The following is a 24,863-nucleotide window of genomic DNA, read 5'->3' on the forward strand; positions in this document are numbered from 1 at the left end:
GGACCATGCCGCGGGGAGACGTCAGGTGCCGGCCGTACACATCGTGATGATCGAGGACGACGAGGGCCATGCCCGGCTGATCGAGCGGAACATCCGCCGCGCCGGCGTGAACAACGTCATCGAGTCGTTCCGGGACGGCACCTCCGCGCTCGCCGCCCTGTTCGGGCCGGACGGCAGCGGCGAGATCAATGCCGGCCGGCCGCTCCTGATCCTGCTCGACCTCAACCTGCCGGACATGACCGGGATCGACATCCTGCAGAAGGTCAAGTCGAACCCGCATCTCAAGCGCTCGCCCGTGGTGATCCTGACCACCACCGACGACCAGCGCGAGATCCAGCGCTGCTACGACCTCGGCTGCAACGTCTACATCACCAAGCCGGTGAACTACGAGGGCTTCGCCAACGCGATCCGCCAGCTCGGGCTGTTCTTCTCGGTGATGCAGGTCCCGGAGAGCGCGTGACCGTGAGCGAACCGGTCCGCCTGCTCTACATCGACGACGATCCCGGACTGGCGCGGCTGGTGAGCCGCACGCTCGGCGCCCGGGGCTGCACGGTGGAGCACGCGGCCGACGGGGAGACCGGGCTCGCCCGCATCGCGGCGGAGCGCTTCGACGTCGTCGCCCTCGACCACCACATGCCGATGGAGACCGGCCTCGACATCCTGCCGCGCATCCGGGCGCTGGCCGACGCCCCGCCGGTCATCTACGTCACCGGGTCCGAGGACAGCCGCGTCGCCGTCGCCGCGCTCAAGGCCGGGGCCGTCGACTACGTCTGGAAGGACCTCCAGGGCCACTTCCGCGAATTGCTCGCCGAGGCCGTGGCGACCGCCGTGCTCCAGGACCGCACCCGGCGCGAGAAGGAGCGGGCCGAGGCCGAGGTGCGCGAGGCGCGCGACCGGGCCGAACTGCTCCTGCGCGAGGTCAACCACCGGGTCGCGAACAGCCTCGCCCTGGTGGCGGCGCTCGTGCGGATGCAGGCCAACGCGGTCACCGACGCCTCGGCACGCGCCGCGCTCGAGGAGACCCAGACCCGCATCACGGCGATCGCCGGCATCCACCGGCGGCTCTACACCTCCGACGACGTGCGGGTGGTGGCGGTCGATGCCTATCTGGCGACCCTGGTCGAGGATCTCGACGGGGCGATGAACGCCACCGGCCAGCGCCACCGCATCCTGCTCGACGCCGCCCCGGTCGAGGTCGCGACCGACAAGGCGGTGTCGCTCGGGGTGATCGTCACCGAGCTCGTGACCAACGCCTACAAGTACGCCTATCCGGAGGGCGTCACCGGCGAGATCCGCATCACGGCGCGCCGCGACGGCGATACCCTGCGTCTCACGGTGGCGGATGACGGCGTCGGCTGGCAGGGAGCCGGCACGCCGCGGGGGACCGGTCTCGGCTCGCGCATCGTGCGCGCCATGGCATCGAACCTGCGCGCCCACATCGAGTACGGCCAGGCCGAGCGCGGCACCGCGGCGAGCATCGACATCGCCCTCTGACACGGTTTCCGATCGGTTGCTTCGCGATGCGGGAACCGGCTTCGCTCGAGCGCCGCGCAGGCCGGAGATGCGATGTCCGGAAGGGCCCCTCCGGACATCGCAAGATCCATCGCGCCGTCGACCCCAAGATTCCGCCGGTTCGCGCAGCGTCCGCGGCCGTCATCGCCGGACCGTCCGCCCGCCGGCGGGATTGCGCCGCAAATGAAGATGATATATTCCCCTGCGGCAAGAAAAATCTGTTCTTTGCCACATCCAAATCGATAAAATTGCTTAACGCGCGTCAATCGCTCCTTAAGACAGTCTTTCATCGTCCGTCCGGCGTTAACATCCAGGTAGGGGTCTCGGCCGTTTCCTCGACGGGAAAGGACGGCTGAAAGGATGGCGCCGTGATCGAGACCAGTACCCTCTCCGCGACGTTTCCGCTGGCCGCCGTCGAGCCGGCGATGCGGATCAATGCCGAGCGCACCCGCCGGGACGCTGCCGATGCGCCCCTCGACCCGCCGGTGACCCTCGATCTGAGCCCAGGCGCGAAGACGTCGGCGGCCGAGACCTCGACGACCACGACGCCGGACGACGGCACGGCGGCGAAAGCCAGCGTGGCAAAGGACGCCCCGGCGTCCGCCGAACCCGAACCGACCGCGCTCACCGCCCGCTTCCGGCGCGATCTCGACACCCAGCAGATGGTCTTCCAGATCGTCGGCCGGGACGGCGCGGTCATCGAGCAGCTTCCGTCCGAGGCGTTCCTGCGGGCGCGGACCTACGCTCGGGAGGTGGAGGCCGCCGGCAAGGCCGAGATCGGCACCACCGTGGCGCGCACCGCCTGATCTCGCGCCTCGCCCGAGGCTTACCCGAGGATGATGGGGTCGGCCTGATGGCCGAGCATCGCGACCGCCTCATATCCTCTACGATCGCGCTCCGAGAGCCTCCGCGGCGTCCCCCGGGATGGGCGCGGAGCCGACCAGCACCGGAGCCGGACGCCATGACGACGACGCCCCCCTCCCTCGACGCCGCGACCTATGCCGATCTGCGCCAGGCGGTGGGCGACGATGCGCTGCCGGTGCTGCTCGGGCGCTTCCGGCAGCAACTCCGGGATTGGTCGGTGACGGGGGACCCAGTGGCCCTGGGCGCGGCCGCGCACGGCGTGATCGCCTCCTCGGGGCTGATCGGGTTCGTGCGGCTGTCGCGCCTCTGCGCCGCCCTCGAAACGGCGTGTCATGCCGGCGACCTCGAAGAGATCCGGGATCTCGCGAGGCAAGTTGCCGCCGAGAAGGCCGTCGCCGAGGCCGAGACCGCCCGGCTGATCGCGGCGGGGTGAGGGGTCACGCAACGCGGCGCGTATCGGTCCAGGTCGCGCCGCCGGCCAGGCGGTAATCCACGTTCTCGGACAGCCGCCCGGTCGGCACCACCCGCACCGCCTCGGGGCGGGTGAGCTCGTCGCAGCGGTCCAGCGCCTCGTCGATGTCGAGGGGCGGGGGCATCTCGCCGCCGAGGCGGCGCCACCACTGCACCGCCTTCTCGCGGGCGAAGCCCGTCGCCTCGAGGTCGAGGCGCACGGTCGTCGCGTCCTCGTCGCCCTCCAGCGCGACGGTCAGCACGTCGGGGCCGCGCATCCGCGCCTCGCGGCCGAACCGCCAGCCGGCGACCGGCCACCAGCGGGCATGGGCCTCGCGCACCACCGCCACGGTGCCGGCGGAGAGGACCGCGGTCTCGTCGTCGGCCACCGCCTCGTGCGGCAGGTCGGCCTCGTCCTCCGCCTCGGGCTCGACCCAGCAGGCCTCGCACGTGCTGGCGTTGAGCGCGATGAGGGCGCCGCAGCCGGGGCAGGGCTTGGCCCGCGGCGCACCGGTCTCGCCGAGGAGGCGGGCCCGCGCCACGGCATTCGCCGTCAGCACGTCGATCGGCCCGTGCCGGCGCACGAGCCCGGCATAGTCGAGGACGAGGGCGTCGGTCTTGCCCTTCGCGCGGCGCAGGCCCCGGCCGACCTGCTGCACGTAGAGGCCGGTGCTCTGGGTCGGGCGCAGTAGCGCGATGAGGTCGACCTCCGGCACGTTGAAGCCCGTCGCCAGCACGCCCACCGAGGTGAGGCAGCGGATGCGCCCGGCCCGGAACTCGCGCACGATGCGGTCGCGCTCGCGCTTGCCGGTCTCGCCGGAGATCGATTCACAGGAAAAACCCTCCGCCCGGATCGCGTCGCGCACCGCGTCGGCGTGCTTCACCCCGGCGCAGAAGGCGAGCCAGGCCTTCCGGTCGGCGCCGTAGGTCGCCATCTCGGCCACCGCCGCCTTGGTGATGACGTCGCGGTTCACCGCGGCCTCCAGGGCGCCCGGCACGTAGTCGCCGGCCCGCAGCGGCACGCCGCTGACGTCGAGGATCGTCGCGGTCGCCTTCGAGACGAGGAGCGCGAGGTAGCCCTCGCGGATCAGGTCGCCGACCTGGGCCTCGTAGACGATGCGGTCGAAGACCCGGCCCTGGCCCTCGTCGAGGCGGCCGCTGTCGAGGCGGTAGGGGGTGGCGGTGAGCCCGACGAGGCGCATGTCGGGCGAACGCGCCCGCACCGCTTCGAGGAAGCGGCCGTAGCGGGTCTCGGCGTCGCGGGGGATCAGGTGGGCCTCGTCCACGATCACCAAATCGAAGCCGCCCGTCGCCTCGACCCGGTTCCACACCGACTGGATGCCGCAGAAGAGGATCGGCTTCGTCTCCTCGCGCCGGCCGAGCCCGGCCGAGACGATGCCGGCGGGGGCCTCGGGCCACAACCCGATGAGCTCGGCGTGGTTCTGGGCGATCAGCTCGCGCGTATGGGTGACGACGGCGATGCGGGCGGCGGGGTCGCGGGCCATCGTCTCCCGCACCAGGGTGGCGATGACGAGACTCTTCCCGGCCCCGGTCGGCAGCACGATGAGCCCGTTGCGGCCACCGCGCGCCCAGTCGGCCTGAAGCGCGTCGAGGCTCGCGCGCTGGTAGGGACGAAGCAGCATCGCGCCGCCATAGCCGGAGACCGTGCGATCATCCAGGCTTGACAGCGCGGGTAAAGGGTAGGGCGCGCGACGCCGCCTCGCGGACGAATCGCGAAACGGGCGATCGTCGCACGGGCCCCCCCTCCGGTGGAGAACGAGGGCCCGTACTTCGGCGCGCCGCTCGACGAGGCGGTGCCGCTTGTGTCCGGCGCTCTACTCGGCGGCCTGCAGCCACTCCGCCTGCGGCGTCGCCTCCATCACCTCGTCGGTATGGACCTCGAACTTGGCGAGGCGGGCCGGGCCGAAGCTCGTCGAGATCGCCACGTCGGTGGCATCGCGGCCGCGGGCGATCACGATCCGGCCGATCCGCGGGCGGTTGTGGCGGGCGTCGAACGTGTACCAGCGGCCGCCGAGATAGACCTCGAACCATGCCGAGAAATCCATCGGATCGGGCACCGCCGGCACGCCGATATCGCCGAGATAGCCGGTGCAGTAGCGCGCCGGAATGTTCATGCAGCGGCAGAAGGTGACGGCGAGGTGCGCGAAGTCGCGGCACACGCCCTCGCGCTGGTTGTACCCGTCCAGCGCGGAGCGGGTCGAATCGGCACGCTGGTAGTCGAACCGGATGTGGTTGTGGACGTAGTCGACGATCGCTTGCACCCGGGCCCAGCCTTCCGGGGTCTGGCCAAAGAGCTGCCAGGCGGTGTTCGACAGCTTGTCGGTGTCGCAGTAGCGGCTGGCGAGCAGGAACGGCAGCACGTCGTCGGGCAGGTCCTGGACCGGGTGCTGCACGGCGTCGGGCGCGTAGTCGTCGACGAGGCCGCTATCCTGCACGAGGCAATCCGCCGAGACCGTGATGCGGCCGCCCGGCGCGGTGAGGCGGGTGCAGACGTTGCCGAACGAATCCACGAAGGTGTGGGCGGGGACCGGCGGGTCGATGGTCATGGTGTCGGGCGTGATCAGGTCGCCGGCCCGGTCGGGATGCACGGTGAGCATCAGGACCATCGGGGTCGGGCCGGGCGTGTCGAAGGCGATCGAGTAGCCGGTGCGGATCTTCATCGTGGCGTCCACGTCAGTCGAAAAACGTGGAGCTTAAAGTCGGTACGGGCCCGGTTGTTCCGAGTTTTGGCCCGACCCGAACCACCGGTTGCGCCCAAATGTTGTGCAGGCGCCACACCTCCGGCCCCTGCGTCTGCTTCCCGACATCCGCGTCAGGTGCCCAGGATCGTGTCGATCAGGAGCTTCAGATTGAGGCCGACGATCACCGCGGCGATGAGCCAGGACAGGATCGTCAGCCAAGACGGGATGACGAACACGCCCATCTTGGAGCGATCCGAGACGAAGCGGACCAGGGGGATCACCGCGAAGGGCAGCTGCATCGACAGCACGACCTGGCTCAGCACCAGGAGCCGGGCGGTGCCGGCCTCGCCGTAGAGGCCCGTCACCACCACGACCGGCACGATGGCGATGCCGCGGGTGACGAGGCGGCGCGCCCAGTCGGGCAGGCGCAGCCTTAAAAAACCCTCCATGACGATCTGGCCGGCCAGCGTGGCGGTGACCGTCGAGTTGAGGCCGGAGGCGAGGAGGGCCAGCGCGAACAGGGTCGAGGCGAGGCCGATGCCGAGAAGCGGCGAGAGCAGGGCGTGCGCCTCCTCGATCTCCTGCACGCCGGTCTGCCCGGCGCCGTGGAAGACCTTGGCCGCCATGATCAGGATCGCGGCGTTGACGAAGAGCGCCAGCGTGAGCGCGATGGTCGAGTCGATGGTCGCGAAGCGGATCGCGCTGCGCCGGCCGGCCTCGTCGCGCGGATAGGCCCGGGTCTGCACGATCGAGGAGTGGAGGTAGAGATTGTGGGGCATCACGGTGGCGCCGATGATGCCGATGGCGAGGTAGAGCGCCGCCGGATCGGTGACGATCGTCGCCGAGGGCACGAACCCGCCGAGTACGTCGCGGATCGGCGGCGCCGCCATGGCGATCTGCACCGCGAAGCAGGCGAAGATGATCGTCAGGAGCGCGATCACGAAGGCTTCGAGCGCCCGGAAGCCCCGGCGCATCAGGAGCAGGATCAGCAGCACGTCGAGGCCGGTCAGCAGCGCACCGGCGAGCAGCGGCAGGCCGAACAGGAGCTTGAGGGCGATGGCGGTGCCGATCACCTCGGCGAGGTCGCAGGCGATGATCGCCGCCTCGCAGGCGAGCCAGAGCGCGATGCCGACCGGGCGCGAATAGGCGTCGCGGCAAGCCTGCGCCAGGTCGCGCCCGGTGGCGATGCCGAGCCGGGCCGCCAGCGCCTGGAGCACCACCGCCATCAGGTTCGACAGCAGGATGACGGCGAGCAGGGTGTAGCCGAACTGCGAGCCTCCCGCGATGTCGGTGGCCCAGTTGCCCGGATCCATGTAGCCGACCGAGACCATGTAGCCGGGCCCCAGGAAGGCGAGGAGGCGCCGGAACCAGGAGCCGGTGGCGAGCACCGGCACGCTCGCGTTCATCGCCCCGAGGCTCGGCTCCGCCACCCCGTCACCGGCGCGCCACGCTCGTCCGTCCCGCATCCGCCCGCGCTCCTCGTCCCGGCCCCGCTCGGGCCCGGTTCATATAGCCATTGCTATATTGATTTGAGAAGGCTGAATTCGAGGGGTTCAGGACCGCCGGTCGCGAAAGAAGTCGCGCAGGAGCGCCGCGGCCTCGCTCTCGCGCAAGCCGCCATAGACCTCCGGCGCATGGTGGCAGGTCGGCTGGTTGAAGAAGCGCGGGCCGTTCTCGACGGCGCCGCCCTTCGGGTCGGCGGCGGCGAAGTAGAGGCGGCGGATGCGCGCGAAGCTGATGGCGCCGGCGCACATCGCGCAGGGTTCGAGGGTGACGTAGAGGTCGCAGCCGGTCAGGCGCTCGTCGCCGATCGCCGCGCAGGCGGCGCGGATCGCCAGGATCTCGGCATGCGCCGTCGGATCCCGGTCGGCCCGGGGGCGGTTGCCGGCGACCGCCAGCACGGCTCCGTCGCGCACCACGACGGCGCCGACCGGGACCTCGCCGCGCGCCGCCGCCGCCCGGGCGGCGTCGAAGGCGAGGCCGAGGGGGTCCCGATGCGGAGCCCCGCTTGCAATCAGGTCACCCCTTGCAAAATCGCGCATCGGTTCCACTCGCCTGAACAAACCCCGTCTGGTATCAGGCCCGCATGAGCGACATCAACGACGACGAGACCGGGGCGCCGCAGCGGCGTCGCGGACGGAACGAGGCATCCGCGGGCTCCACCGGCGAGCAGGCTTCGAGCAGGAAGGCGGCCCCGCAGGCGGAGCCCGAGCCGGAGCGCATCGCCAAGGCGATCGCCCGGGCGGGCATCGCCTCGCGCCGCGACGCCGAGGCGATGATCGCGGAAGGCCGCGTGACCCTGAACGGCCAGCGTCTCGACTCGCCGGCCGTGAACGTGACGCCGAGCGACCGCATCACCATCGACGGCGAGCCGCTGCCGACCCGCGAGCGCACCCGGCTGTGGCTATTCCACAAGCCGCGGGGCGTCGTCACCACCGCCCGCGACCCCGAGGGGCGCCAAACGGTGTTCGACGTGCTGCCCGAGGACATGCCCCGGGTGGTGGCGGTCGGCCGGCTCGACATTAACACCGAGGGGCTCCTGCTCCTCACCAACGATGGCGGGCTCGCCAAGGTCATCGCCCATCCGGAGACCGGCTGGCTGCGCCGCTACCGCGTGCGCGCCTTCGGCGACGTCGACCAGGCGATGCTCGACGGGCTGCGCAAGGGCGTCACCATCGACGGGATGGAATACGGCCCGGTCGAGGCGACGATCGACCGGGCGCAGGGCGACAACGTCTGGCTGACGCTCGGCCTGCGCGAGGGCAAGAACCGCGAGGTCAAGCGCATCCTCGAGCATCTCGGCCTCTCGGTGAACCGGCTGATCCGGCTCTCCTTCGGGCCGTTCCAGCTCGGCGAGCTCGAGGTCGGCCTCGTCGACGAGATCCGCACCCGCGTTCTCAAGGACCAGCTCGGCAACTCGCTGGCCGAGCAGGCCGGGGTCGACTTCACCAGCCCGGTGCGCGAGCCGATCGCGCCGTTCGGCTCGCCCAAGGCCGCCGCCCGCAAGGCGGCGCAGGAGAGCGCCCCCCGCGGGCGCGACCCGGCCCGGCCGCAATTCGGCAAGCCGCCGGCGGCGCCTGCGGCGCGGCGCGCCCCGTTGCGCACGGTGTGGCGCGATTCCGAGGCCGAGGCCGCCGGCGACCTGCCGAACCGCGGCCGGGTGCACCGGCGCGGCGACAGCCCGCAGGAGATCCGGGCCGCCATGGCGGACGCCCCGCGCAAGCGCGTGGGTGCCATCGCGTCGGGCGACCGCCGCGTGCTGGTCGAGCGTCTGGTGGCCCAGCCGCAGGAGGAGGCGACCCCGCATCGCCGCACCCGTTTCCGCAGCGACGACCGCGACGGTGCGTCGAGCCGGGCTCCGGGCGGCGACGACCGTCCGATGCGCCGGGACCGGGACGGCAGCGCGCCGCGGGGCGGCGCCAAGGCCGGTCTCGGCGCCAAGGCCGGTCTCGGCGACGAGGGCGGGCGCGGGCGCGGCTTCGGCCGGTCCGGCGGACGCCCCGAGGGCGGCGAGGGCCGCGGCTTCGGGGGGAACAAGAGCTTCGGCGGCCGTGGCGGCGAGGGCCGTTCGTTCGAGGGCCGGTCCGGCGGCGAGGGTCGCTCCTTCGGCGGCGGGAATCGCGGCTTCGGCGGTAGAAGCGACGGGCGCTCGGGTGGCGAGAGTCGTTCCTTCGGCGGCGAGGGTCGCGGCCTCGGCGGCGGCCGCTCGTTCGAGGGGCGGTCCGGCGGCGAGAACCGCGGCTTCGGCGGCAAAGGAGAGGGCCGTTCGGGCGAAGGGCGATCGGGCGGCGGTGGTCGTTCGTTCGAGGGCCGTGCCGGTGGCGGGGAAGGCCGTTCGTTCGGTGGGAAGTCCTTCGGCGGCAAGTCCTTCGGCGACAAGCCGGGGGGCAAGTCGTTCGGCGGCAAGCCCTTCGCCGGCAAGCCCGGGGGCGGCAAGTCGTTCGGGGCCAAGTCGTTCGGGGCGAAGTCCTTCGGTGGCAAGAGCGAGGGCGGTCCCGGCGGTGGTGGCCGGCCGGGCGGGAAGTCCTTCGGCAAGCCGGGCGGCGGGTTCCGCTCGGGCGGCGCGGGCGGGGGCAAGCCCGGTGGGCGCGGCGGCCGTCCCGGTGGCGGCGGTGGCCGTCCGCCGCGCGGCGCCTGAGTCCGAGACGATGCGGATCGTCGGAGGATCCTTGCGGGGCCGGGCTCTCGCCGGGCCGCGCAGCGATGCGATCCGGCCGACCTCGGACCGGCTGCGCGAGGCGATGTTCAACGTCCTGGCGCACGCCTACGACGACCCGGTCGAGGGCGCCCGCGTCCTCGACCTGTTCGCGGGGACGGGCGCGCTGTCCTGCGAGGCGATCTCGCGCGGCGCCGCCTTCGCGCTTCTCGTCGACGACGGGGCCGAAGCCCGCGGCGTGATCCGGTCGAATCTTGACGCCCTCGGGCTCGGCGGCACGACGCGCCTGTTTCGCCGCGACGCCACGCGCCTCGGCGCGGCGCCCCCCGGTGCGCCGTTCGGGCTCGCCTTCTGCGACCCGCCCTACGGACGCGACCTCGCCCCCAAGGCGCTGAGCGCGGCCGCGGAGGGCGGCTGGCTCGTCCCCGGCGCATTGGCGGTGGTGGAGGAGGCGGCCTCCGCCGCGCTCGCCGCACCGGACGGCTTCACCGAGATCGAGCGCCGAACCTACGGCGAGACGCAAGTGGCGTTCTGGCGCTTCAGCGCGGCCTGACCATTTCCTCGAGGGCGGGGGCGAAGCTCGACGCCGCGACGCCGACGCCGCTCGCCGCCCGGTAGGCCCGGCCGACCCGCTCGCCGTTCGTCACCGCGGTGTGGATGCCGACGAGCGCGGCAGTGCCGCTGGCCTCCAGCAGCAGGACCGGCGCCCCGGATTCCCCCGACATCGACTCACAGGAATCGCTGAGCAGGCCGACCGAGGGCGCGTCGATCCGGGCGCTGCAGCCGCGATCGATCACCGGCAAGTAGGGCCGGTCGGCGGCGTAGCCGGCCAGCACCACCACGGAGTCGGGCCGGCTGCCCGGCAATTCGGACCCCGGCAGCACCCGCCAGGGGACGGGCCGGCCGGGAAGAGGCTGGCGCAGGGTGAGGATCGCCCAGTCCCGTCCGACCATTCCGGGTGCGATGCCGCCGCCGGAGGGCCGCGCCGCCGCCCGCCAATCGATGCCCGGGGCGAGCCGGATCGCCTCGATCTCGGCGGTGCCGGCATTCGCGTCCCGGGCCTGGCCGGCGACGAAATGGACCTGGTGCGGCTTCACCCAGCCGTCGATCCGGGCATCGAACAGGCAATGGGCGGCGGTCAGGACGTGGCGCGGCCCGACGAGGGTCCCGGTGCAGTGGCTGCGATGGGCCGGCCCCTGCACCACGTTGACCCGGCCGATCGCCGTGAACGGCCAGGTGGTCGGCTCGAGCGGCACGCGCCGGTCGGGGGACGGGGCCTGCCCCTGGAGCGCGATCCCGATCGCGACGGCGGCCCACCGTCCCGATTCCATCGAATTCCGCAACGTCATCGATCGTTCCGTGTTCTGCGGCCCGGCCGGCCGTGATCGACAAGGTATCGCCAAGACGAGGGCAGAGGAGCCCGATCGCGAGCATGCCGCCCTGACCTCTGCCGGGCCGCCGCCGTCCGGCCCTGGTCGGATCGGGACGGCTCCGCGACCGCGTACTCATAAATCGTTCATCTTCGTTACGAAGCCCGGAACTGTCGGGGCGCCGTCGAGGTTAATCGGCCGCGTACCAGTACAGATCTTCCAAACCCCACCGACGTCCCCACTGGAGAGGCCCGATGCCGCTGCCCCAGACCATGCCGGCTGCCCGGTTGCGCGCCATTCTCCTCACCGTCACGTCGGGATGCCTCCTGATCGCTTCTCAGGCGGGAGCCCGGGCGGCCGATGGGGACGGCCTCGACTTCCTGCGCCAGATCTTCAACCCGCCGCCGGCCTACGCTCCGGCGCCGGTGGCCCAGCCCTCGGTGGTCCAGCCCTACGACGCACCGATCCGCCAGCGTGTGAGCCGGCGCAATCGCCTTGCGGTCCAGGCCAAGGCCCTGCGCGGCCGCACCCGCTACGTCGCGCTGCCCAAGGCCGAGGTGAAGCCCGAGAAGGCCGATACCAAGCCCCTGGCCATCGCGGTGTCGCCGCTCAAGAACCTCGATGCCCGCACCGCGCTCATGCGCGACCCGACCCTGCGGTCCGGCGACATCGTGATCATGCCGGAGGGGCCGCGAGTGTTCCACGGCGATTCCGGCACCGACCGGCACAAGATGAGCGACTTCCAGGACGTGAACCGCCCCGGCGTGGTGGCGAGCAAGACCCGCAAGGAACTGCTGGCGATGACCGCGCCGATCGGGGCATTGCCGGCCGACGCCGCCCGGCGGCTGATGGCGCGCTACCAGAAGGCCGGCCCGGCGACGGAGGCGGTCACCCGCGCCGAGGCGACGCTGACCCGCGTGGTCTATCCGGCGCGCTGACCGGCGCGACCTCCCGGCCATACACGGCCTGCGGCAACGAGGGTGTGACTGGCTCTGCAGTAGGCCGGGCAAGGCGACGCGGCGCTTGCTAGGATGCGGCGGGCCGCAGGCAGGCGGCCCGTCGTATCGAGTCGAGTCCCATGTCGATCCTGAGCAGGTTTGCGTGCCGCGCGCCGTCCCCCGGCGAGAACCTGCGACGCCGGGCGCGACCGCGCCCGCCCATGACCCTCGCCCTGATCGGTGCGCTCGCCGTGGTCGGACCGGCCATGGGGACGGCCCGTGCCGCCGAGGGCACCGTGCTGGTGGCCCAATGCAAGGTCCTGCTGCGCAGTGCCAAGACCCGCGGCGATCAGGTGGAATTCCGCCAGGACCCTGAGACCGTCGGCTGCTGGTCGTTCATGGGCGCCGTCCAGGACCTCGCCGGCGTGGCCGAGATCGCCAACCAGCCACCGATCCTCGGTGCCTGCCTGCCGCCGGACGGCAATCGCCTTCAGCTCGTTCGCGCGGTCGTCGCCTACGGGACCGCCCATCCGCCGGTCCTGCGCGAGCCGGCCGGGGTCCTGGCGCTGCTCGCCCTGCGCGATGCGTTTCCGTGCCGCAAGGACTGACGGCCGACGGGACCGTCACGACCGGCGCGGCTATCGCATTGTTCCAAAAAGGTTCCCGGGAATATTTGCAACGGCTGCGCTTGCTGCGGCTCGGTCTCTCCATACTCTTACCCTGTACGGAAGGCGCGGGTGGATCCACGCCTCTCTCCCACCGACCGGAGGATGAGCATGGCCAAGGCGGACAGGCACAGCATGGGGCCCGGGGCGCGGGGCAAGGGCTCCGGCACCGGGGCGATGACCGAGCTGCCCGAGGGCATCCTCGAGGAGAACATGGTCCTCAGCAACCGCGACAAGTCCCAGCACGGCACGGCGCGCGGGCTCGACGGCAAGCACGTCCAGACCGAGCAGTACCACGACCACGCCGGCAATCGGCGCAACTTCGACCAGACCCTGCCCGATCGTGGAGAGCAGAACACCAGCGGCGCCGAGGCCCCGATGACGACCGTCTCGGGCGAGGACAGTGCGCTCGATCGGCAACGGATATAGAGGGTCACGAGTCTCATCCCCGTCCCGCCGGGACGGGGATTTTCCGCGCGGGCAGGACCTTCAGGCGTTGCCGCGCAGGCCGTTGGCGAGATTGCGGTTGATTTCGATCAGCGCCGTCAGCTTGTCGGCGCTCGGATCGACCAGCACGTCGAGCGTGCGGGTGAACACGAAGGCGCCGAGCTGGGCCATGGAGACCTTGAGTTCCTGCGGCAGGGGCGAATCCGCTTCGGTCGCGGATGTGGCGAGAAGCGTCCAGACCTTGCGGTTGTAGCCGAGCGCGTCGTCCAGTGTCATGAGGTGCGCACCCCAGTTGTCCTGGACGGCCTGCATGCCGACCGCGGCCTTGATCAGGATCGCGGCCTCCGCCTCGCGGGGTGTCAGCGCCACCTGGGACGTGCGCGCGTAGGCGTTCGCCGCGTAGCTCATCGTCTTGCGTCTCCGGCGGGCCAGCGATGGCCCGGCGGCAGGTCTGCCATCGATTTGTTAAGCTTGAGTTGTGAAAGAACCGACGTTGCGGCGTTCCCACCAGCCCGGACAGGCGGGACGGAGAGGCAGGATCGCCCTCAAACCGCTACGATGTCGGCGCAAGGACCGGCCACTATGCTGAACTTTCTCCTCGGCGCCGTCGCGGGCGCATTGATGGCCGCCGTCGCGACGGTCGCGGCCCTGCGTAACCCGGACGTCCAGGTGAGGATGGGGATGGTCCGGCCCGAGCCGGTCATGGTCCAGACGAAGCGCCCGGACCCCGTCTGCCCGCCGGCGCCGCCGGTGCAGGTGCAGGCGGCAAGCCCGCAGGTCGGTCAGCCGGACATGCTGTTTGCCCGGCGCCGGTTCTGGTCGGTGGCGCCTTGAGGCCCGGCGCACCCCCGACGGGAAGCTGACGATCAGACGCTGCTCAGCAGCAGCATCACCACGGTGGTGGCCGCCGTCGAGCCGAGGAAGCCGCAGAGCGCCGCCGTGAAGGAATGGGCGCCGGCAGTCGGAGTGGCGAGGCGGGACTCGGTCGAGGCGTGGCTGGCGCTGGTCATGGCGAGAGATCCGATCTGGCGTGCCGACTCACGGCACCGCCCGGCAAGAGGAATGGGTTAAGCTTCGATGAAACGGTGTGCGCTACGGCACACGGTCAGTCGCAGCGGAAGAAACGCTTCTCCTGCCGCACCGAGCGCAGGGCGCTCTTGAGGTCGACCGAGGCGACGTTCAGGCCGCAATCGTCGAGCTTGTCGCGGGCATCCTCGTAGCGGTCCTCGGCATCGCCGAGGTTGTCGCAGACCCGGTCGCGGTCGCCGATGCGGGCATCCTGGCGGGCCTGGAAGCGGAGGGCACCGGCTTCGTCGATCTTGCGCTGGGCCCCGATGCAGACCGGCTGCGCCAGGGCCGGTCCGGCGGCAAGGAGCAGGACGGCGGCGACGGGCCAGCCGAGCGGGAGACGACGCGTGAAGGTCATCGTTGAACTCGCGTACTGATTCGGGGTCCGAAGCTGCGGCGATCCGCCTCAAGGATGAAGGCCGATGCCAAGCTTGCTTATTGTGACCGAGGAACGTCGGGGGCGGCCGCGAGGTTCCCCGCAAAACTGCCCGGATGCTCGGCAGTACGCTGCGCAGGGGCTCGCATGGCGGGCCGAATCAGGCGGTCTTGCGCCGCCGGCGGGTCGCGCGGATCGTCTCCAGGGTGACCGGGCGGAACTCCCGGGCATCGACGCCGACATCGTATTGCCGGGTCGCCGGCGTGAGCTTGCCGTGGGAATGGCCGTGCAGGTTCACGACCCCGCGGCCCATGCGGTTCCAGGTCCGGAACGCGTAGTGGCACAGGACGAGGTGCTGCCCGTCGACATCGATCTCGGCATAGTGGGCCGTGCTGAGCCAGCCCGGCGCGGCGAGCGTCGCCGGCCCGTCGTTATTGCCGACGATCAGGTGCTTGTGCCCGTTCAGGGCGGCGAGCAGGGCGCATACCCGCTCCGGCGGCGGGCCGAGGGCGAAGTCGCCGAGGTGCCACACCGTGTCGTCCGGCTCGACCACGGCGTTCCAGTTCTCGATGAGGACGGCGTCGTGGGTCGCGAGGTCGGGGAAGGGCCGGCGATCGATGCGCAGCACCCGGGGGTCGCCGAAATGGGTGTCGCTGGTGAAGTAGGTGGTCATGCGCCGTCCGGTCGGGCGCCCGGCGGGAGCCGGGCCGCCGACCGGAATGCCCGGCTGGCGGCCCGGTTCCGGCCGCGCGCCGGGTTCCGGGTCGTCGGCCTCAGTTGAATCGCACCGGCAGGGTGAAGCTCTGCTGCGCGCCGGTGAACTCGGGCGGTGCCGGCGGCAGGCTGCCGGAGGCCGCCGCTACGGCCGCGGCGTCGATGCTGCCGTTGCCGCTGCTCCCGGCGAGCGAGGCGCCGAGCACCCGGCCGGACCGGGACACGGTGAACCGGACCGTTGCGGTACCGCTCGCCCCGACGCTGCGGACGCGGCCCTGGATCGCCCCGCGCACCATCGCGCCCCACATCCGGGCGGCGTTGGCGCTCGCCGCCGCCGAGGAGCCGCCGTCGTTCATCCGCGAGGCGGAGGCCGCGGCCCGGCGCTGACGGGCGGCTTCCAGGCGGCGCTCGGCGGCCTGCTCGGCCTCGCGCTTGACGTCGCGCGTGGGCTTCGGCGGCGGCTTCCTCGCCTCGACGGGCTTGGGCCTCTCGACCGGCTTCGGCCGCTCGACGGGCTTGGGCCTGGCCACGGGCTTAGGAAGCGGCTTGGGCTCGGGCTTGGGTTCGGTCACCGGGCGGGCCACGACGGTCGCGGGTGCGTCCTGGGCGGTCGAGGTGACGACCTGCTCCTCGGGCTCCTGCACCGCCTCGGTCACGGGGTCGGGCGGCTTCTCCATCGGCACCGTCTCGGCCGGGACCTGCTCGACCGGCGTCTCCTGCGGCGTCTCCTCGACCTTGGTCTCGGGCGGCGGCGGCGTCTCCACCGGCACGGTGTCGGAGGGCGGCTCGGCCGTCGGCGTCGTGGTCGGCGCGGTCACGTCGGTCGGCGTCGGCGTGGCCTCGCTGTCCTTCGACTCGTTCGGCACGTCGACCGCCGCGAGATCGGGCGCGAGATCGATGGTGATCTCGTTCTCGCCCGGCGGGGTCGGGGCGGCACGCCAGTAGGTGAGGGCGAACAGGCCGCCGGCATGGAGGGCGAGCGCCACCAGGAAGGCGAGGCCGAGCCCCGTTCCCGGCTCGCGCGGCTCGGGCGCGTCGGTCGTCACGGTCTGGCTCATCGAATCAGCGTGGGGCCGCCGGGGCAGGGGCAGACGCAGGGGCAGCGGGTGCACCCGAGGGCGCGTTGGCGATCAGGGAGACCTTGGCGAAGCCGGCCTGGCCGACGAGGCCCATGACCTCCATCACCTTGCCGTAGGGCACGTCCTTGTCGCCGCGCACCAGCACGGTCTGGCCCGGATCCTCGGCCGCCGCCTGCTTGAGGCGCGCGAGCGCCGTGTCGGCCGGCAGCGGCTCCTTGGCGAGGAAGGCCTGGCCGTCCTTGTCGACCGAGACGACGACCGGCTTCTTCGATTCGGCGCTCTTGGCGGCGGCGGTCTTCGGCAGCTGCACCGGCACGCCGACGGTCATGAGCGGTGCGGCGACCATGAAGATGATCAGGAGCACCAGCATCACGTCGACCATCGGGGTGACGTTGATCTCGGACATCGGCGCGGCGTCGAAGCCATCCTCGTCGCCGGCGCCGCCCTGCACAGGTCCCATACCCATCTGGCGGGCCTCTCCCGGAGCCTGCCGCTTGAGGACAGGCGAAGTCGTGAACTCGACGGGCGCGGGGCAGGACCCCGCGCGGATTTCGCGTGCTGCGCGCTACTCGGCGGCGGCGCTGCGGGCGTGGTGGGTGCGGTCGCGGGCCAGCCGGTTGCCCAGGGTCTGGATCCCGGCCACGAACGACCCCTGCACCTTGGCGAGATCGGTCGAGAACTTGTTGTAGGCAAGCACCGCGGGGATCGCGACGACGAGGCCGATCGCGGTGGCGAACAGCGCCTCCGCGATGCCCGGTGCCACCACGGCGAGGCTGGTGTCCTGGCTCTTCGCGATCGACGAGAACGAGTTCATGATGCCCCAGACCGTGCCGAACAGGCCGATGAACGGCGCCGCCGAGCCGGCGCTGGCCAGGAACGGCAGGCCGATCTGGAGCCGCTTCAGGTCGAGGGTGAGGGCGGCCCGCATGGCGCGCTCGATGCGCTCGCGCCGCTCGGCCCGGGTCTCGCTCGCGTCCTGGTCGCGCCAGGCCTCCTGGGCGGCGGCCACCACCCGGGCGGAGATGCCCGAGCGCGCCTCCGGCATGCCGCCGCTGGCGACGAGGCGGCCGAAGGCCTTGGCCTGGCGGCGGGCCCCGGCGATGCGGACCACCTTCTCGATGATGATCGTCCAGGAGACCAGGGAGGCCAGGACCAGGAGGATCATCACCCCCTTCACGATCGGATCGGCCTGCAGGAAGAGGCCGAGGAAGGAGAAGTCGTGGCCGGCAGTCGCGGCGGGCGCGGTGGTCGGATCCATCTCGGCGGTCTCCGGGAGCAGGGATGTGGGGGAAGCGGCGGTCAGCGCACGAACGGCGCGGCGCCCTTGGCGGAGGACGGCTCGATGCGCTCGAGGCAGGATTCGCGGGTCAGGTCGTGCCCCTCGCAGGCCGCCACGTCGTTGAGCAGCACGCGGCCGACCTGGGCGCAGGGGGTGGGAGCGATCTCGAACTGGCGGAGCGCCGTCTTGCGAGCCGGCACCGGGCCGAGTTCGACCATGCTGCGCTTCTGCACCACGCCGTCGGTGTCGAAGGCGTAGAGGTCGAGGCGCAGCGACTTGATCGCGCCGCCCTTGCCGTTCTCGACGATCATCACCGCCTTGCAGGTGTCGCCGGCGGTCTCGAGCTTGTTCAGCTCGACGCGCAGCGGTGCGCCCGCGCCGGCCGGGGTCGCGGCCGCTTGCGTCACGGTCGCCTGGGCCCCGGTCGCCTGGGCCTCGGTCGCCCGGGCCTCGGTCGCGGCAGCGGGCTGAGCCGCGGCGGCGAGCAGCACCAGCGACGGGACGAGGCGGAAGGCCAGGCTGGGGATCCGACCCCGGCGCCGCGGCAACCCTTGCGTGAGCACGTCTCGAACTCCTCTGGACGGCGAACGCGAACGGGCCGTCCACGCGCGGTCCGTCGGCCCTGGCGGGCGACGGCGCGACGCCGTTTGCGGCTCCCGCTCCTGTTCGTCGGACAAGGCCGGTTCCGGCCCGGGCAAGCCCCGGACCGCCGGCAGAGACGAACTAGCGAGGGGACCGGGCCGGATCAAGGCCACCGGCGAAACTCAGAGGAATTCCAATCTGTTACACGGGATAGGGAAGATTCGGCAATTTCGTTGCCGCCCGAACCTCTACTTCTTCGTGGTCTCCGGGGCGGCATCCGGCGACTTGGCCGGCGCCTTGCTCTCCGCCGGCTTGCCCTCGGAACCCTTGCCCTCGGAATCCCTGCTCTCCTGGACCTTCGGCTTGCGGGCCTGCTCGACGGCCTCGGCCTTCTCCTCGTCGGTGTCGCCGCCCTGGTCGATCGCCCGCTCGGGATCGGCGATCAACCCGCGCAGGACCGCCAGGACCTGGGCGCAGACCTTCGGGTGCTTGTAGGTGTCGAGCACCACCGCGGCGTCGCGCAGGGTGCGCAGGTCGCGCACGGCCTGCTCGTTGGCCGACTTCTTCAGTTCCGGCGACTTGGCGATCACGTCCTCCAGCCGCAGGCCGACGATGTCACAGGTCGCGCTGGGTGCCGCTGCCGGGGCGGGGGCCGGGGCCGCCGCGTCCTTGGCCCCCGCGGTCAGGGCCTGGACGGCGAGGAGGCCGGCCAGGAGACCGGTCATGACGAAGGGCGCGCGCATCGGTGTCTGGCTCCTGAAGTGAAGAGGGTTTTTCCGGGTCAGTGCCCGAGGATCCGGTTGGCGAGGGCCACGATCTGGCTCGGGCGGTAGGGTTTTGGCACGAAGACCGAGCCGGTGACGGCCTCGCCCGCCGGAAGGGCGTGGCGGCCGCCCGAAGTATAGACGACCGGCAGGCGCGGGCAGTGGCGCCTGGCGTCGCGGGCCAGCGCGACCCCGTTGGTGTTGCGGGCGAGATCGATGTCGGTGAACAGCATGTCGACCTGTTCGGCCTGCAGGATGCGCTCCGCCTCGACGGCGTCGGCGGCGGTCAGCACCCGGTAGCCCTCGTCCGCCAAGGCCTCGGCGGCGATCTCGCAGACCATCGCCTCGTCCTCGACCACCAGCACCGTTTCCCAGGGGAGGGCGGCGGGCGGCACCATCGCCGCGTAGGCAGACTGGATCATGACGCAACTCGCTCCAGGAGGGTGGGGGCCGCCGGTCCGCTCGGGCCGCGTTCCGGTGACGGTTCGCGGGAAGAACCGCCGGAACCGCGGCCGTGTTCGGGGCGGATCCCTCGAATTGACGGGGTTTGGTGAGCGAAGCCTTAACCTTGCGGGAGGGGCGGTTAACGCCCGTGGGAACCGTTCCCGTCCCGGCCAGGCCTCTCGACCTGTCCTGTGCCCAGCCCCTTGCGCCGCGCCTTCCCGTGTGAGAGGCCCGCCCCCCGGGCTCGGGAGAACCGGCCCCTCCCTGCCCGGCCGATGCCCCAGAGGTTCAGAGACGAGCGATGAGCGCCTCCGCTGCCCCCTCCCTCACCCAGCAGGTCACCGACGTCGCGGCCGGCGCCCACGTCGTCGCGGCGCACTGGCTCGGCCGCAGCCTCGCCCTGGCCCTCGGCGACGGGGCGGTGCTGCTCGTCCACGCGGGCGGCGAGACCGCCCGGGTCGAGGCCCACCCGGATGCGGGGATCCTGGTGGCGGCGGGGGACGGCAAGCGCCTTCTCACCGGGGGCGATGACGGCCGGGTCGTCGCGGTGAAGGCCGACAGCACGACCGAGACGGTGGCGACCGCGCAAGGCGCGGCCTGGATCGACGCCCTGGCGCTGCATGCCGATGGCGGCCTCGCCTTCGCGGCGGGCAAGCGCGTCGTCGCCCGCGACGCCAAGGGCCGGGAAAAGACCTTCGAGGCGCCGTCGACCGCCCGCGGCCTCGCCTTCGCGCCCAAGGGCTACCGGCTCGCTGTGTCGCATTACGGCGGCGCGACCCTGTGGTACCCGAATCTCGACACGCCGCCGGAGCCCCTGACCTGGAAGGGCTCGCATATCGACGTCACCTGGTCGACGGACGGGCGGTTCGTCATCACCACCATGCAGGAGAATGCCCTGCACGGCTGGCGCCTCCAGCCCGACCGCGGCCACATGCGGATGAGCGGCTACCCCGCCAAGGTCCGCTCCTATGCTTGGTCCTCCGACGGCGACTGGCTGGCGACGAGCGGCGCCGACGCGGTGATCGTGTGGCCGTTCGATTCCAAGGAGGGCCCGACCGGCAAGGCGCCGCGGGAATGCGGGGTGCGCCCGGCCCGGGTCTCGCAGGTCGCCTTCCACCCCAAATCCCCGGTCCTGGCGGCGGGCTACGAGGATGGCTGCGTGCTGCTGATCCGCTTCACCGACGCCTCCGAGCTCCTGGTGCGCCCGGCGGTGCGGGGCAGCACCGTGACGGCGCTGAGCTGGCACGCCGGGGGCGAGCACCTCGCCTTCGGCTGCGCCGACGGGCAGGCTGGCCTCCTGAACCTGCCCCGGTAGGGCAATGGGCCTCCTCGGCGCCTTCCGGCGGCGCTCCGGCCCGGACGCCGCCGCGCGGGCCCGGGTGGCGGATGCCGCGCGCCGACTCGGCGGCTTCGGCCCGGAGGTGAGCGTGACGGTCAACGAGATCGTCTGCGCCGATCCGGCCTGCCCGGGCACCGAGACGGTGATCCTGGTGATGCGCGCAGGGGATCGCTCGCGGGCCTGCAAGGTGGAAAAGCCCCTGGAGGCGGTGACGGACGAGGACGTGGCGGCGGCGCTCCGGTCTTGAAGACGCACCGCACCGGGTGCTTCACACGGACGGGGGAAGCGTCCACATTCGGATTCATGGGATATCCGGATACCCCGGGTGTCGATCCGCGACGAGGCCAGCAGCAGACGCATGAAGACCCGGCGCCGAAAGCCGCTGTTGCCGCAGCGTCAAGAAAGCGATAGTCCTTTACCCAGCCTGATTCCGAATAGGCCGGCCTGGGGAACGCGAGTGTACGCGATCTGCTTTGATCTCGACACCGAGACACTGAAGAATCAGTATCACAATTCGTCCTGGCAGAATGGCTACCAGGACATCGCCCGCGTGCTGGAACGGCACGGTTTCGACCGGCAGCAGGGTAGCGTCTATTTCGGAAACGAGAAGGTCGACCCGGTTCGCTGCGTGCTGGCGGTCCAGGAGGTCGCGCGGGAATGCCCCTGGTTCCGGGCGGCGGTGGTAGACGTCCGCATGCTGCGGATCGAAGAGAACAACGACCTGCTGCCCGCCCTCCAGCCGCCCGGCTGAGGCACGCCCGCCTCAGTGTTGCCCGCCATCTACAGCGAGGGACCGCCCTCTCGACTAGGAGGGGAGAACGGCGCCCGTCGGGCCGCCAGCCGGAATTGCCGCCATGCCGCGCGCGACGTCGCACACCACCGATCCCGCCGTCGATGCGGCGGCGCTGCTGCGGCGCCTCGCCTTCTTCAACCTGACCGTGGTGATCCCGGTCACCGCCCTGGTGTCCCGGCGCACGGTGGTGATCCTGGCGCCCATCGGCATCGCGCTCCTGATCATCGCCGCCCTCCTCGACGGGGCCCAACGCCCCCTCGGAGCCGGGCTGGCCCGCCTCGGCGGCGCACGGGCGATCCTGGCCGGCGGCCTGCTGCTGGGCTGGTGCGCCCTGTCGCTGGTCTGGACGCCGTTTCCCGGCCCGGCGAGCGAGCGCCTGCTCAACCTCGCCGCCACCGTGGGTCTGACGGTGGCGGGCTACCTCGCGCTGCCGGACCGGATGCGTTCGGCCAACCTCTACCTCCTGCCGCTCGGCGTCGGCGCGGCGGCGATCGGGGCGATCCTGCTGGGGCTGTCCAGCGGCACCGCCGTGCGGAGCGCCCTCGAGGACGACGGCGCCCTCGAACGCGGCGCGATGCTGCTCGCCCTGCTGGTCTGGCCCGCCGCCGCCTGGCTGCGCTCGCGCCGGCGCGACATGCAGGCCCTCGGCCTCGCCGTGGCGACGGCGGTGGCCCTGGTGCTCGCCCCCGGACCGGTGCCGCTGCTCGCCCTGGCCGTCGGTGCGGCCGCCTTCGCCCTCTCGGCCTGGCGCCAGGGGCTCGGGGTGCGGGTCACCGCGGGCGTGGCCGCCGGCCTCGTGGCGCTGGCGCCGCTGCTGCCGTTCCTGCTGCGGCCGCTGCTCACCCCGTTACTCGGCCCGCTCCACCCGACGATCCTGTCGCTGAAGGCCTGGCAGCGGGTGGTGACGACCGAGCCGCTGCGCCTGATCACCGGCCACGGCCTGGAGACGGCGTTGCGCGGCAAGGTGATCGGCATGCTGCCGATCAACGCCCCGGCCTCGCTGCTGTTCGAGATCTGGTACGAGCTCGGCATCGTCGGCGCCTTCGCGGCGGCCTTCGTGCTGTGGACCGGCATCCGCCATTCCGGCCGCGAGCACCCGGTGCTGACCCCCGGCGCGATGGCGACGGCCGCCACCGCCTTCGCCTCCGCCTGCCTCGGCATCGGCACGACCGCGAGCTGGTGGTTCACCAGCGTCACCGTGGTGGTGCTGGTCTTCATCGCCGTTGAGCGCGGCCAGTTCCGCACCAGCCGGCCGAAGGCGAGTGCCCTGCCGCCGCGCAGCGCAGCTTGACCCCGGAAAATGCCCGCCGCGCAGCGCGGCGTAGTCTCGAAATGCCGCCGCGCAGCGCGGCTTGACCCCAAAATGCCGCCGCGCAGCGCGGCGTGGCCTCAACGCCGTAGGTCACAGGGCTGGGAGAGGCCCGTGATCCGGTCGGCGAGCCAGGCGCGGGCGGCATCGAGGGTCGGGAAGGCCGGCGGGCGCGGCTCGTCGGCAATCCGCCCGAATCCGGCCTCCAGGAACCAGTGCCGGCCGACCCCCAGCTCCTCGTGCAGGTCCGGGTCGAGCAGTGTCAGAACGCCGATGAGGTGTCCGTCGCGATAGGCCAGGCGGCCCTCGCTGTCGGTGCTGCCGGTGTCGATGCGGACGGGATCGAGGGTGATGCGGCTGGCCATGTCGGGGATCGCGATGACGACCGGATCGCCGGTCCGTCCTCGCCGATAGGGGAGGAGGCCGGCCGCCGGCAACCGTCTTGCCGTTATACTACCCTAGGGCATATTCGGGGTTGAGAGGTGCGGTTCCCTCTCTCGAAAAGGCCGACGAACCAAGGGTTTGCGCCGTCGCAAGGGCGCGATTTAACGGGGCGCGTCCTAGAGCGTCAGAGCTAGGCCCATCGGGCCCGTCACGCCTCCGCCGCCGCCTCGATCGCCGCCATGTCGTCGTCCGACAGGCCGACATGATGGCCGATCTCGTGGACCAGGACGTGGGTGACGAGATGGCCCAGGGTTTCGTCGTGCTCGGCCCAGTAATCGAGGAGGGGCCGGCGGTAGAGCCAGACCATGTTGGGAAACTGCCCGGTGGCGAGGGTCAGGGCGCCGCCGCCTTGGGCGAGGCCGGTGCCGCGAAACAGGCCGAGGAGGTCGAACTCGGTCTCGCAGCCCATCTCCTCCAGGGTCTCGTCGTCGGGAAAATCCTCGACGCGGATCACCACGCCCTCGCACAGGGCGCGGAACGCCTCCGGGAGGCGCGCGAACGCGTCCTCGGCCAGGGCCTCGAAGGCAGCGAGGTCGGGGGCCTTGCACCCGCTCCAGTCGGTCTCGGACATCGGATCTCCGGACGAGGGCATCACCACCACTGCAATTGCCGGCCGAGCAGGAAGGCCAGCCCAACGAGCGCCACGGCACCGAGCCCGCGGCCGATGCGCCGGCCCCAGACCTCCACCGGGTCGTGGGCATCCGGTCCGTGACCGTCCGGCCGGCTCACGCCGCGAGCGCCGGGGCGACCCGGTCGGTCAGGAAGCCGGCGAGGTCGTTGGTGATGTGGTCGATATGGGGCGCGCGCACCGCCTCCTGCTCGAAGCTCTCGCGGAACGGGTCGATGGTGCGGGGCACCACCAGCACCGTCGCCATGCCGAGGTCGTGCGGGACGACGAGGTTCTTGGCCATGTCCTCGAACAGGGCCGAGCGGGTCGGGTCGACCCCGTGGCGGTCGAGGAACTTCTCGTAGGCGCTACGCTCGGGCTTGGGCACGAAATCGGCCGCCGCGATGTCGAACACGTCCTCGAAATGATCGAGGATGCCGAGCTTTTTCGCCACGTTCTCGGCGTGCCGCCGCGAGCCGTTGGTGAGGATCAGCTTGCGGCCGGGCAGGCTCTCGATCGCCACGCCGAGCCCCGGATCGAGCGCGATGCTCGAATGGTCGATGTCGTGGGCGAAGTCGAGGAAATCGTAGGGGTCGATCTTCCACTCGGCCATCAGCGCACGCAACGTCGTGCCATAGCGATGATAGAAGTATTTCTGCAGCGCCCGCGCCGAGATCCCGTCGAGCCCGAACAGGTTCATCACGTAGAGCGTGATGCGCTCGTCGACCTGCGGCCAGACGCGGGCGTCGTGGGGATAGAGGGTGTTGTCGAGGTCGAACACCCAGGTGTCGACCCCGGAGAAGCCGCGGGCCGCGGGGGCGGTGAGGTGGCTCTCGCCTGGCAGGAGCAAGGGACGATCCGGCGGAGGGGGCCCCACGGCCCCGGGCACCCAAGATAAGCGAGGCGGGGCGGAAGGGAAGTCGAAAGAAAGGTCTCACGGGTCGGGCGGCCGTGGGGTCGG

The 24,863-nt window shown here is 71.8% G+C and carries 33 protein-coding genes; 14 read left to right on the forward strand and 19 right to left on the reverse strand.

Going from position 1 to position 24,863, the window contains the following annotated elements; genetic code table 11:
- Window positions 1-46 precede the first annotated feature (46 nt).
- The 4 genes from miv_RS22360 (at window position 47) to miv_RS22375 (ending at window position 2,809) form a co-directional block, all read left to right on the forward strand.
- Window positions 47-460: a response regulator gene (locus tag miv_RS22360; RefSeq protein ID WP_048426740.1), complete on the forward strand. Its 414-nt coding sequence runs from the start codon at window positions 47-49 to the stop codon at window positions 458-460.
- Window positions 461-462: 2 nt separating this feature from the next.
- The gene (locus tag miv_RS22365) at window positions 463-1,494 is read left to right on the forward strand and encodes a sensor histidine kinase (protein ID WP_244748654.1); all 1,032 of its coding nucleotides are present in this window, start codon (window positions 463-465) and stop codon (window positions 1,492-1,494) included.
- Window positions 1,495-1,880: 386 nt separating this feature from the next.
- On the forward strand, window positions 1,881-2,318 hold the full coding sequence (locus miv_RS22370) for a hypothetical protein (RefSeq protein ID WP_207178961.1): 438 nt from the start codon (window positions 1,881-1,883) through the stop codon (window positions 2,316-2,318).
- Window positions 2,319-2,473: 155 nt separating this feature from the next.
- On the forward strand, window positions 2,474-2,809 hold the full coding sequence (locus tag miv_RS22375; RefSeq protein ID WP_207178967.1) for an Hpt domain-containing protein: 336 nt from the start codon (window positions 2,474-2,476) through the stop codon (window positions 2,807-2,809).
- A gap of 4 nt (window positions 2,810-2,813) precedes the next feature.
- On the opposite strand, the gene miv_RS22380 is transcribed toward miv_RS22375, so the two are convergent.
- The 4 genes from miv_RS22380 to miv_RS22395 all read right to left on the reverse strand — a co-directional run bounded on the left by miv_RS22380 (window position 2,814) and on the right by miv_RS22395 (window position 7,570).
- Window positions 2,814-4,469, reverse strand: coding sequence for a DEAD/DEAH box helicase (locus miv_RS22380; protein ID WP_207178969.1), 1,656 nt, complete (start codon window positions 4,467-4,469; stop codon window positions 2,814-2,816).
- Window positions 4,470-4,661: 192 nt separating this feature from the next.
- Window positions 4,662-5,507 (reverse strand): transglutaminase-like domain-containing protein, encoded by an 846-nt coding sequence (locus miv_RS22385; protein ID WP_048426693.1) that lies wholly within the window; start codon window positions 5,505-5,507, stop codon window positions 4,662-4,664.
- 152 nt (window positions 5,508-5,659) lie between these two features.
- Complete coding sequence (locus miv_RS22390) at window positions 5,660-6,994, reverse strand: Nramp family divalent metal transporter (RefSeq protein ID WP_048426692.1); 1,335 nt, start codon at window positions 6,992-6,994, stop codon at window positions 5,660-5,662.
- 87 nt (window positions 6,995-7,081) lie between these two features.
- On the reverse strand, window positions 7,082-7,570 hold the full coding sequence (locus miv_RS22395) for a nucleoside deaminase (RefSeq protein WP_048426691.1): 489 nt from the start codon (window positions 7,568-7,570) through the stop codon (window positions 7,082-7,084).
- Window positions 7,571-7,614: 44 nt separating this feature from the next.
- Here miv_RS22395 and miv_RS22400 point away from each other — a divergent pair, with 44 nt between their 5' ends.
- Both miv_RS22400 and rsmD read left to right on the forward strand, forming a co-directional pair.
- On the forward strand, window positions 7,615-9,666 hold the full coding sequence (locus miv_RS22400) for a pseudouridine synthase (protein ID WP_207178970.1): 2,052 nt from the start codon (window positions 7,615-7,617) through the stop codon (window positions 9,664-9,666).
- Between the two features lie 10 nt (window positions 9,667-9,676).
- Entirely contained in the window at window positions 9,677-10,237 is a 561-nt protein-coding gene (gene rsmD / locus miv_RS22405) for a 16S rRNA (guanine(966)-N(2))-methyltransferase RsmD (protein ID WP_058618868.1), read from the forward strand.
- Here rsmD and miv_RS22410 read toward each other — a convergent pair.
- On the reverse strand, window positions 10,224-11,033 hold the full coding sequence (locus miv_RS22410; RefSeq protein ID WP_207178972.1) for a trypsin-like serine peptidase: 810 nt from the start codon (window positions 11,031-11,033) through the stop codon (window positions 10,224-10,226). The genes rsmD and miv_RS22410 overlap by 14 nt on opposite strands.
- A gap of 275 nt (window positions 11,034-11,308) precedes the next feature.
- On the opposite strand from miv_RS22410, the gene miv_RS22415 reads away from it, so the two are divergent.
- The 3 genes from miv_RS22415 to miv_RS22425 all read left to right on the forward strand — a co-directional run bounded on the left by miv_RS22415 (window position 11,309) and on the right by miv_RS22425 (window position 13,086).
- Window positions 11,309-11,992, forward strand: a complete 684-nt coding sequence (locus miv_RS22415) for a hypothetical protein (protein WP_082711559.1) — start codon at window positions 11,309-11,311, stop codon at window positions 11,990-11,992.
- A 221-nt stretch (window positions 11,993-12,213) separates the two neighbouring features.
- The gene (locus miv_RS22420; RefSeq protein ID WP_207178974.1) at window positions 12,214-12,600 is read left to right on the forward strand and encodes a Rap1a/Tai family immunity protein; all 387 of its coding nucleotides are present in this window, start codon (window positions 12,214-12,216) and stop codon (window positions 12,598-12,600) included.
- A 168-nt stretch (window positions 12,601-12,768) separates the two neighbouring features.
- Window positions 12,769-13,086: a hypothetical protein gene (locus miv_RS22425; protein ID WP_207178976.1), complete on the forward strand. Its 318-nt coding sequence runs from the start codon at window positions 12,769-12,771 to the stop codon at window positions 13,084-13,086.
- A gap of 60 nt (window positions 13,087-13,146) precedes the next feature.
- On the opposite strand, the gene flaF is transcribed toward miv_RS22425, so the two are convergent.
- Window positions 13,147-13,512 carry a flagellar biosynthesis regulator FlaF gene (gene flaF / locus miv_RS22430; protein WP_048426686.1) on the reverse strand — a complete coding sequence of 122 codons (366 nt, stop codon included), beginning with the start codon at window positions 13,510-13,512 and terminating at the stop codon, window positions 13,147-13,149.
- Window positions 13,513-13,686: 174 nt separating this feature from the next.
- On the opposite strand from flaF, the gene miv_RS22435 reads away from it, so the two are divergent.
- Entirely contained in the window at window positions 13,687-13,938 is a 252-nt protein-coding gene (locus miv_RS22435; RefSeq protein ID WP_048426685.1) for a hypothetical protein, read from the forward strand.
- Between the two features lie 32 nt (window positions 13,939-13,970).
- Here the strand turns inward: miv_RS22435 and miv_RS22440 are convergent, their stop codons facing one another.
- From miv_RS22440 to miv_RS22480, 9 genes are all read right to left on the reverse strand, one after another.
- The gene (locus miv_RS22440; protein ID WP_165602100.1) at window positions 13,971-14,114 is read right to left on the reverse strand and encodes a hypothetical protein; all 144 of its coding nucleotides are present in this window, start codon (window positions 14,112-14,114) and stop codon (window positions 13,971-13,973) included.
- 95 nt (window positions 14,115-14,209) lie between these two features.
- The gene (locus miv_RS22445) at window positions 14,210-14,530 is read right to left on the reverse strand and encodes a hypothetical protein (RefSeq protein ID WP_048426684.1); all 321 of its coding nucleotides are present in this window, start codon (window positions 14,528-14,530) and stop codon (window positions 14,210-14,212) included.
- A 178-nt stretch (window positions 14,531-14,708) separates the two neighbouring features.
- On the reverse strand, window positions 14,709-15,221 hold the full coding sequence (locus miv_RS22450; protein ID WP_207178977.1) for a metallophosphoesterase family protein: 513 nt from the start codon (window positions 15,219-15,221) through the stop codon (window positions 14,709-14,711).
- A 100-nt stretch (window positions 15,222-15,321) separates the two neighbouring features.
- Window positions 15,322-16,320 (reverse strand): TonB family protein, encoded by a 999-nt coding sequence (locus miv_RS22455; protein WP_207178978.1) that lies wholly within the window; start codon window positions 16,318-16,320, stop codon window positions 15,322-15,324.
- Window positions 16,321-16,324: 4 nt separating this feature from the next.
- The gene (tolR, locus tag miv_RS22460) at window positions 16,325-16,807 is read right to left on the reverse strand and encodes a protein TolR (protein WP_207178979.1); all 483 of its coding nucleotides are present in this window, start codon (window positions 16,805-16,807) and stop codon (window positions 16,325-16,327) included.
- A gap of 99 nt (window positions 16,808-16,906) precedes the next feature.
- Entirely contained in the window at window positions 16,907-17,599 is a 693-nt protein-coding gene (locus miv_RS22465; protein ID WP_048426681.1) for a MotA/TolQ/ExbB proton channel family protein, read from the reverse strand.
- Between the two features lie 41 nt (window positions 17,600-17,640).
- Window positions 17,641-18,183 (reverse strand): Tat pathway signal protein, encoded by a 543-nt coding sequence (locus miv_RS22470; RefSeq protein ID WP_244748655.1) that lies wholly within the window; start codon window positions 18,181-18,183, stop codon window positions 17,641-17,643.
- 267 nt (window positions 18,184-18,450) lie between these two features.
- Entirely contained in the window at window positions 18,451-18,945 is a 495-nt protein-coding gene (locus miv_RS22475) for a photosystem reaction center subunit H (protein WP_207178980.1), read from the reverse strand.
- Between the two features lie 38 nt (window positions 18,946-18,983).
- On the reverse strand, window positions 18,984-19,388 hold the full coding sequence (locus tag miv_RS22480; protein WP_048461063.1) for a response regulator: 405 nt from the start codon (window positions 19,386-19,388) through the stop codon (window positions 18,984-18,986).
- Window positions 19,389-19,711: 323 nt separating this feature from the next.
- Between miv_RS22480 and miv_RS22485 the strand changes: the two genes are divergently transcribed.
- The 4 genes from miv_RS22485 to miv_RS22500 all read left to right on the forward strand — a co-directional run bounded on the left by miv_RS22485 (window position 19,712) and on the right by miv_RS22500 (window position 22,833).
- On the forward strand, window positions 19,712-20,725 hold the full coding sequence (locus miv_RS22485) for a WD40 repeat domain-containing protein (protein ID WP_207178981.1): 1,014 nt from the start codon (window positions 19,712-19,714) through the stop codon (window positions 20,723-20,725).
- 4 nt (window positions 20,726-20,729) lie between these two features.
- Window positions 20,730-20,996: a hypothetical protein gene (locus tag miv_RS22490; RefSeq protein ID WP_207178983.1), complete on the forward strand. Its 267-nt coding sequence runs from the start codon at window positions 20,730-20,732 to the stop codon at window positions 20,994-20,996.
- A 78-nt stretch (window positions 20,997-21,074) separates the two neighbouring features.
- Window positions 21,075-21,500, forward strand: coding sequence for a hypothetical protein (locus miv_RS22495; protein ID WP_244276352.1), 426 nt, complete (start codon window positions 21,075-21,077; stop codon window positions 21,498-21,500).
- A 103-nt stretch (window positions 21,501-21,603) separates the two neighbouring features.
- Complete coding sequence (locus miv_RS22500; protein WP_058619161.1) at window positions 21,604-22,833, forward strand: hypothetical protein; 1,230 nt, start codon at window positions 21,604-21,606, stop codon at window positions 22,831-22,833.
- A 98-nt stretch (window positions 22,834-22,931) separates the two neighbouring features.
- On the opposite strand, the gene miv_RS22505 is transcribed toward miv_RS22500, so the two are convergent.
- From miv_RS22505 to miv_RS22520, 4 genes are all read right to left on the reverse strand, one after another.
- Window positions 22,932-23,216, reverse strand: coding sequence for a hypothetical protein (locus miv_RS22505; RefSeq protein ID WP_048428826.1), 285 nt, complete (start codon window positions 23,214-23,216; stop codon window positions 22,932-22,934).
- Window positions 23,217-23,443: 227 nt separating this feature from the next.
- Window positions 23,444-23,866, reverse strand: coding sequence for a metallopeptidase family protein (locus miv_RS22510; protein WP_048428799.1), 423 nt, complete (start codon window positions 23,864-23,866; stop codon window positions 23,444-23,446).
- A 20-nt stretch (window positions 23,867-23,886) separates the two neighbouring features.
- Entirely contained in the window at window positions 23,887-24,024 is a 138-nt protein-coding gene (locus miv_RS22515; protein WP_165602101.1) for a hypothetical protein, read from the reverse strand.
- Complete coding sequence (locus miv_RS22520) at window positions 24,021-24,752, reverse strand: pyrimidine 5'-nucleotidase (protein ID WP_048428800.1); 732 nt, start codon at window positions 24,750-24,752, stop codon at window positions 24,021-24,023. Before miv_RS22520 ends, miv_RS22515 begins: the two co-directional genes overlap by 4 nt.
- Window positions 24,753-24,863 lie beyond the last annotated feature (111 nt).

The sequence above is a fragment of the Methylobacterium indicum genome (assembly GCF_017347565.1).
Taxonomy (GTDB): domain Bacteria; phylum Pseudomonadota; class Alphaproteobacteria; order Rhizobiales; family Beijerinckiaceae; genus Methylobacterium; species Methylobacterium indicum.

What these genes read in the sequence shown, in the direction of transcription:
- miv_RS22400 (WP_207178970.1), top strand. Translation starts at nt 7,615, where the DNA reads ATGAGCGACATCAACGACGACGAGACCGGGGCGCCGCAGCGGCGTCGC.
- miv_RS22410 (WP_207178972.1), bottom strand. Translation starts at nt 11,033, where the DNA reads ATGACGTTGCGGAATTCGATGGAATCGGGACGGTGGGCCGCCGTCGCG.
- miv_RS22465 (WP_048426681.1), bottom strand. Translation starts at nt 17,599, where the DNA reads ATGGATCCGACCACCGCGCCCGCCGCGACTGCCGGCCACGACTTCTCC.
- miv_RS22440 (WP_165602100.1), bottom strand. Translation starts at nt 14,114, where the DNA reads ATGACCAGCGCCAGCCACGCCTCGACCGAGTCCCGCCTCGCCACTCCG.
- miv_RS22380 (WP_207178969.1), bottom strand. Translation starts at nt 4,469, where the DNA reads ATGCTGCTTCGTCCCTACCAGCGCGCGAGCCTCGACGCGCTTCAGGCC.
- miv_RS22485 (WP_207178981.1), top strand. Translation starts at nt 19,712, where the DNA reads ATGAGCGCCTCCGCTGCCCCCTCCCTCACCCAGCAGGTCACCGACGTC.
- rsmD (WP_058618868.1), top strand. Translation starts at nt 9,677, where the DNA reads ATGCGGATCGTCGGAGGATCCTTGCGGGGCCGGGCTCTCGCCGGGCCG.
- miv_RS22490 (WP_207178983.1), top strand. Translation starts at nt 20,730, where the DNA reads ATGGGCCTCCTCGGCGCCTTCCGGCGGCGCTCCGGCCCGGACGCCGCC.
- miv_RS22395 (WP_048426691.1), bottom strand. Translation starts at nt 7,570, where the DNA reads ATGCGCGATTTTGCAAGGGGTGACCTGATTGCAAGCGGGGCTCCGCAT.
- flaF (WP_048426686.1), bottom strand. Translation starts at nt 13,512, where the DNA reads ATGAGCTACGCGGCGAACGCCTACGCGCGCACGTCCCAGGTGGCGCTG.
- miv_RS22455 (WP_207178978.1), bottom strand. Translation starts at nt 16,320, where the DNA reads ATGAGCCAGACCGTGACGACCGACGCGCCCGAGCCGCGCGAGCCGGGA.
- miv_RS22500 (WP_058619161.1), top strand. Translation starts at nt 21,604, where the DNA reads ATGCCGCGCGCGACGTCGCACACCACCGATCCCGCCGTCGATGCGGCG.
- miv_RS22435 (WP_048426685.1), top strand. Translation starts at nt 13,687, where the DNA reads ATGCTGAACTTTCTCCTCGGCGCCGTCGCGGGCGCATTGATGGCCGCC.
- miv_RS22390 (WP_048426692.1), bottom strand. Translation starts at nt 6,994, where the DNA reads ATGCGGGACGGACGAGCGTGGCGCGCCGGTGACGGGGTGGCGGAGCCG.
- miv_RS22480 (WP_048461063.1), bottom strand. Translation starts at nt 19,388, where the DNA reads ATGATCCAGTCTGCCTACGCGGCGATGGTGCCGCCCGCCGCCCTCCCC.
- miv_RS22375 (WP_207178967.1), top strand. Translation starts at nt 2,474, where the DNA reads ATGACGACGACGCCCCCCTCCCTCGACGCCGCGACCTATGCCGATCTG.
- miv_RS22445 (WP_048426684.1), bottom strand. Translation starts at nt 14,530, where the DNA reads ATGACCTTCACGCGTCGTCTCCCGCTCGGCTGGCCCGTCGCCGCCGTC.
- miv_RS22505 (WP_048428826.1), bottom strand. Translation starts at nt 23,216, where the DNA reads ATGGCCAGCCGCATCACCCTCGATCCCGTCCGCATCGACACCGGCAGC.
- miv_RS22385 (WP_048426693.1), bottom strand. Translation starts at nt 5,507, where the DNA reads ATGAAGATCCGCACCGGCTACTCGATCGCCTTCGACACGCCCGGCCCG.
- miv_RS22415 (WP_082711559.1), top strand. Translation starts at nt 11,309, where the DNA reads ATGCCGCTGCCCCAGACCATGCCGGCTGCCCGGTTGCGCGCCATTCTC.
- miv_RS22425 (WP_207178976.1), top strand. Translation starts at nt 12,769, where the DNA reads ATGGCCAAGGCGGACAGGCACAGCATGGGGCCCGGGGCGCGGGGCAAG.
- tolR (WP_207178979.1), bottom strand. Translation starts at nt 16,807, where the DNA reads ATGGGTATGGGACCTGTGCAGGGCGGCGCCGGCGACGAGGATGGCTTC.
- miv_RS22360 (WP_048426740.1), top strand. Translation starts at nt 47, where the DNA reads ATGATCGAGGACGACGAGGGCCATGCCCGGCTGATCGAGCGGAACATC.
- miv_RS22450 (WP_207178977.1), bottom strand. Translation starts at nt 15,221, where the DNA reads ATGACCACCTACTTCACCAGCGACACCCATTTCGGCGACCCCCGGGTG.
- miv_RS22510 (WP_048428799.1), bottom strand. Translation starts at nt 23,866, where the DNA reads ATGTCCGAGACCGACTGGAGCGGGTGCAAGGCCCCCGACCTCGCTGCC.
- miv_RS22420 (WP_207178974.1), top strand. Translation starts at nt 12,214, where the DNA reads ATGACCCTCGCCCTGATCGGTGCGCTCGCCGTGGTCGGACCGGCCATG.
- miv_RS22475 (WP_207178980.1), bottom strand. Translation starts at nt 18,945, where the DNA reads ATGCGCGCGCCCTTCGTCATGACCGGTCTCCTGGCCGGCCTCCTCGCC.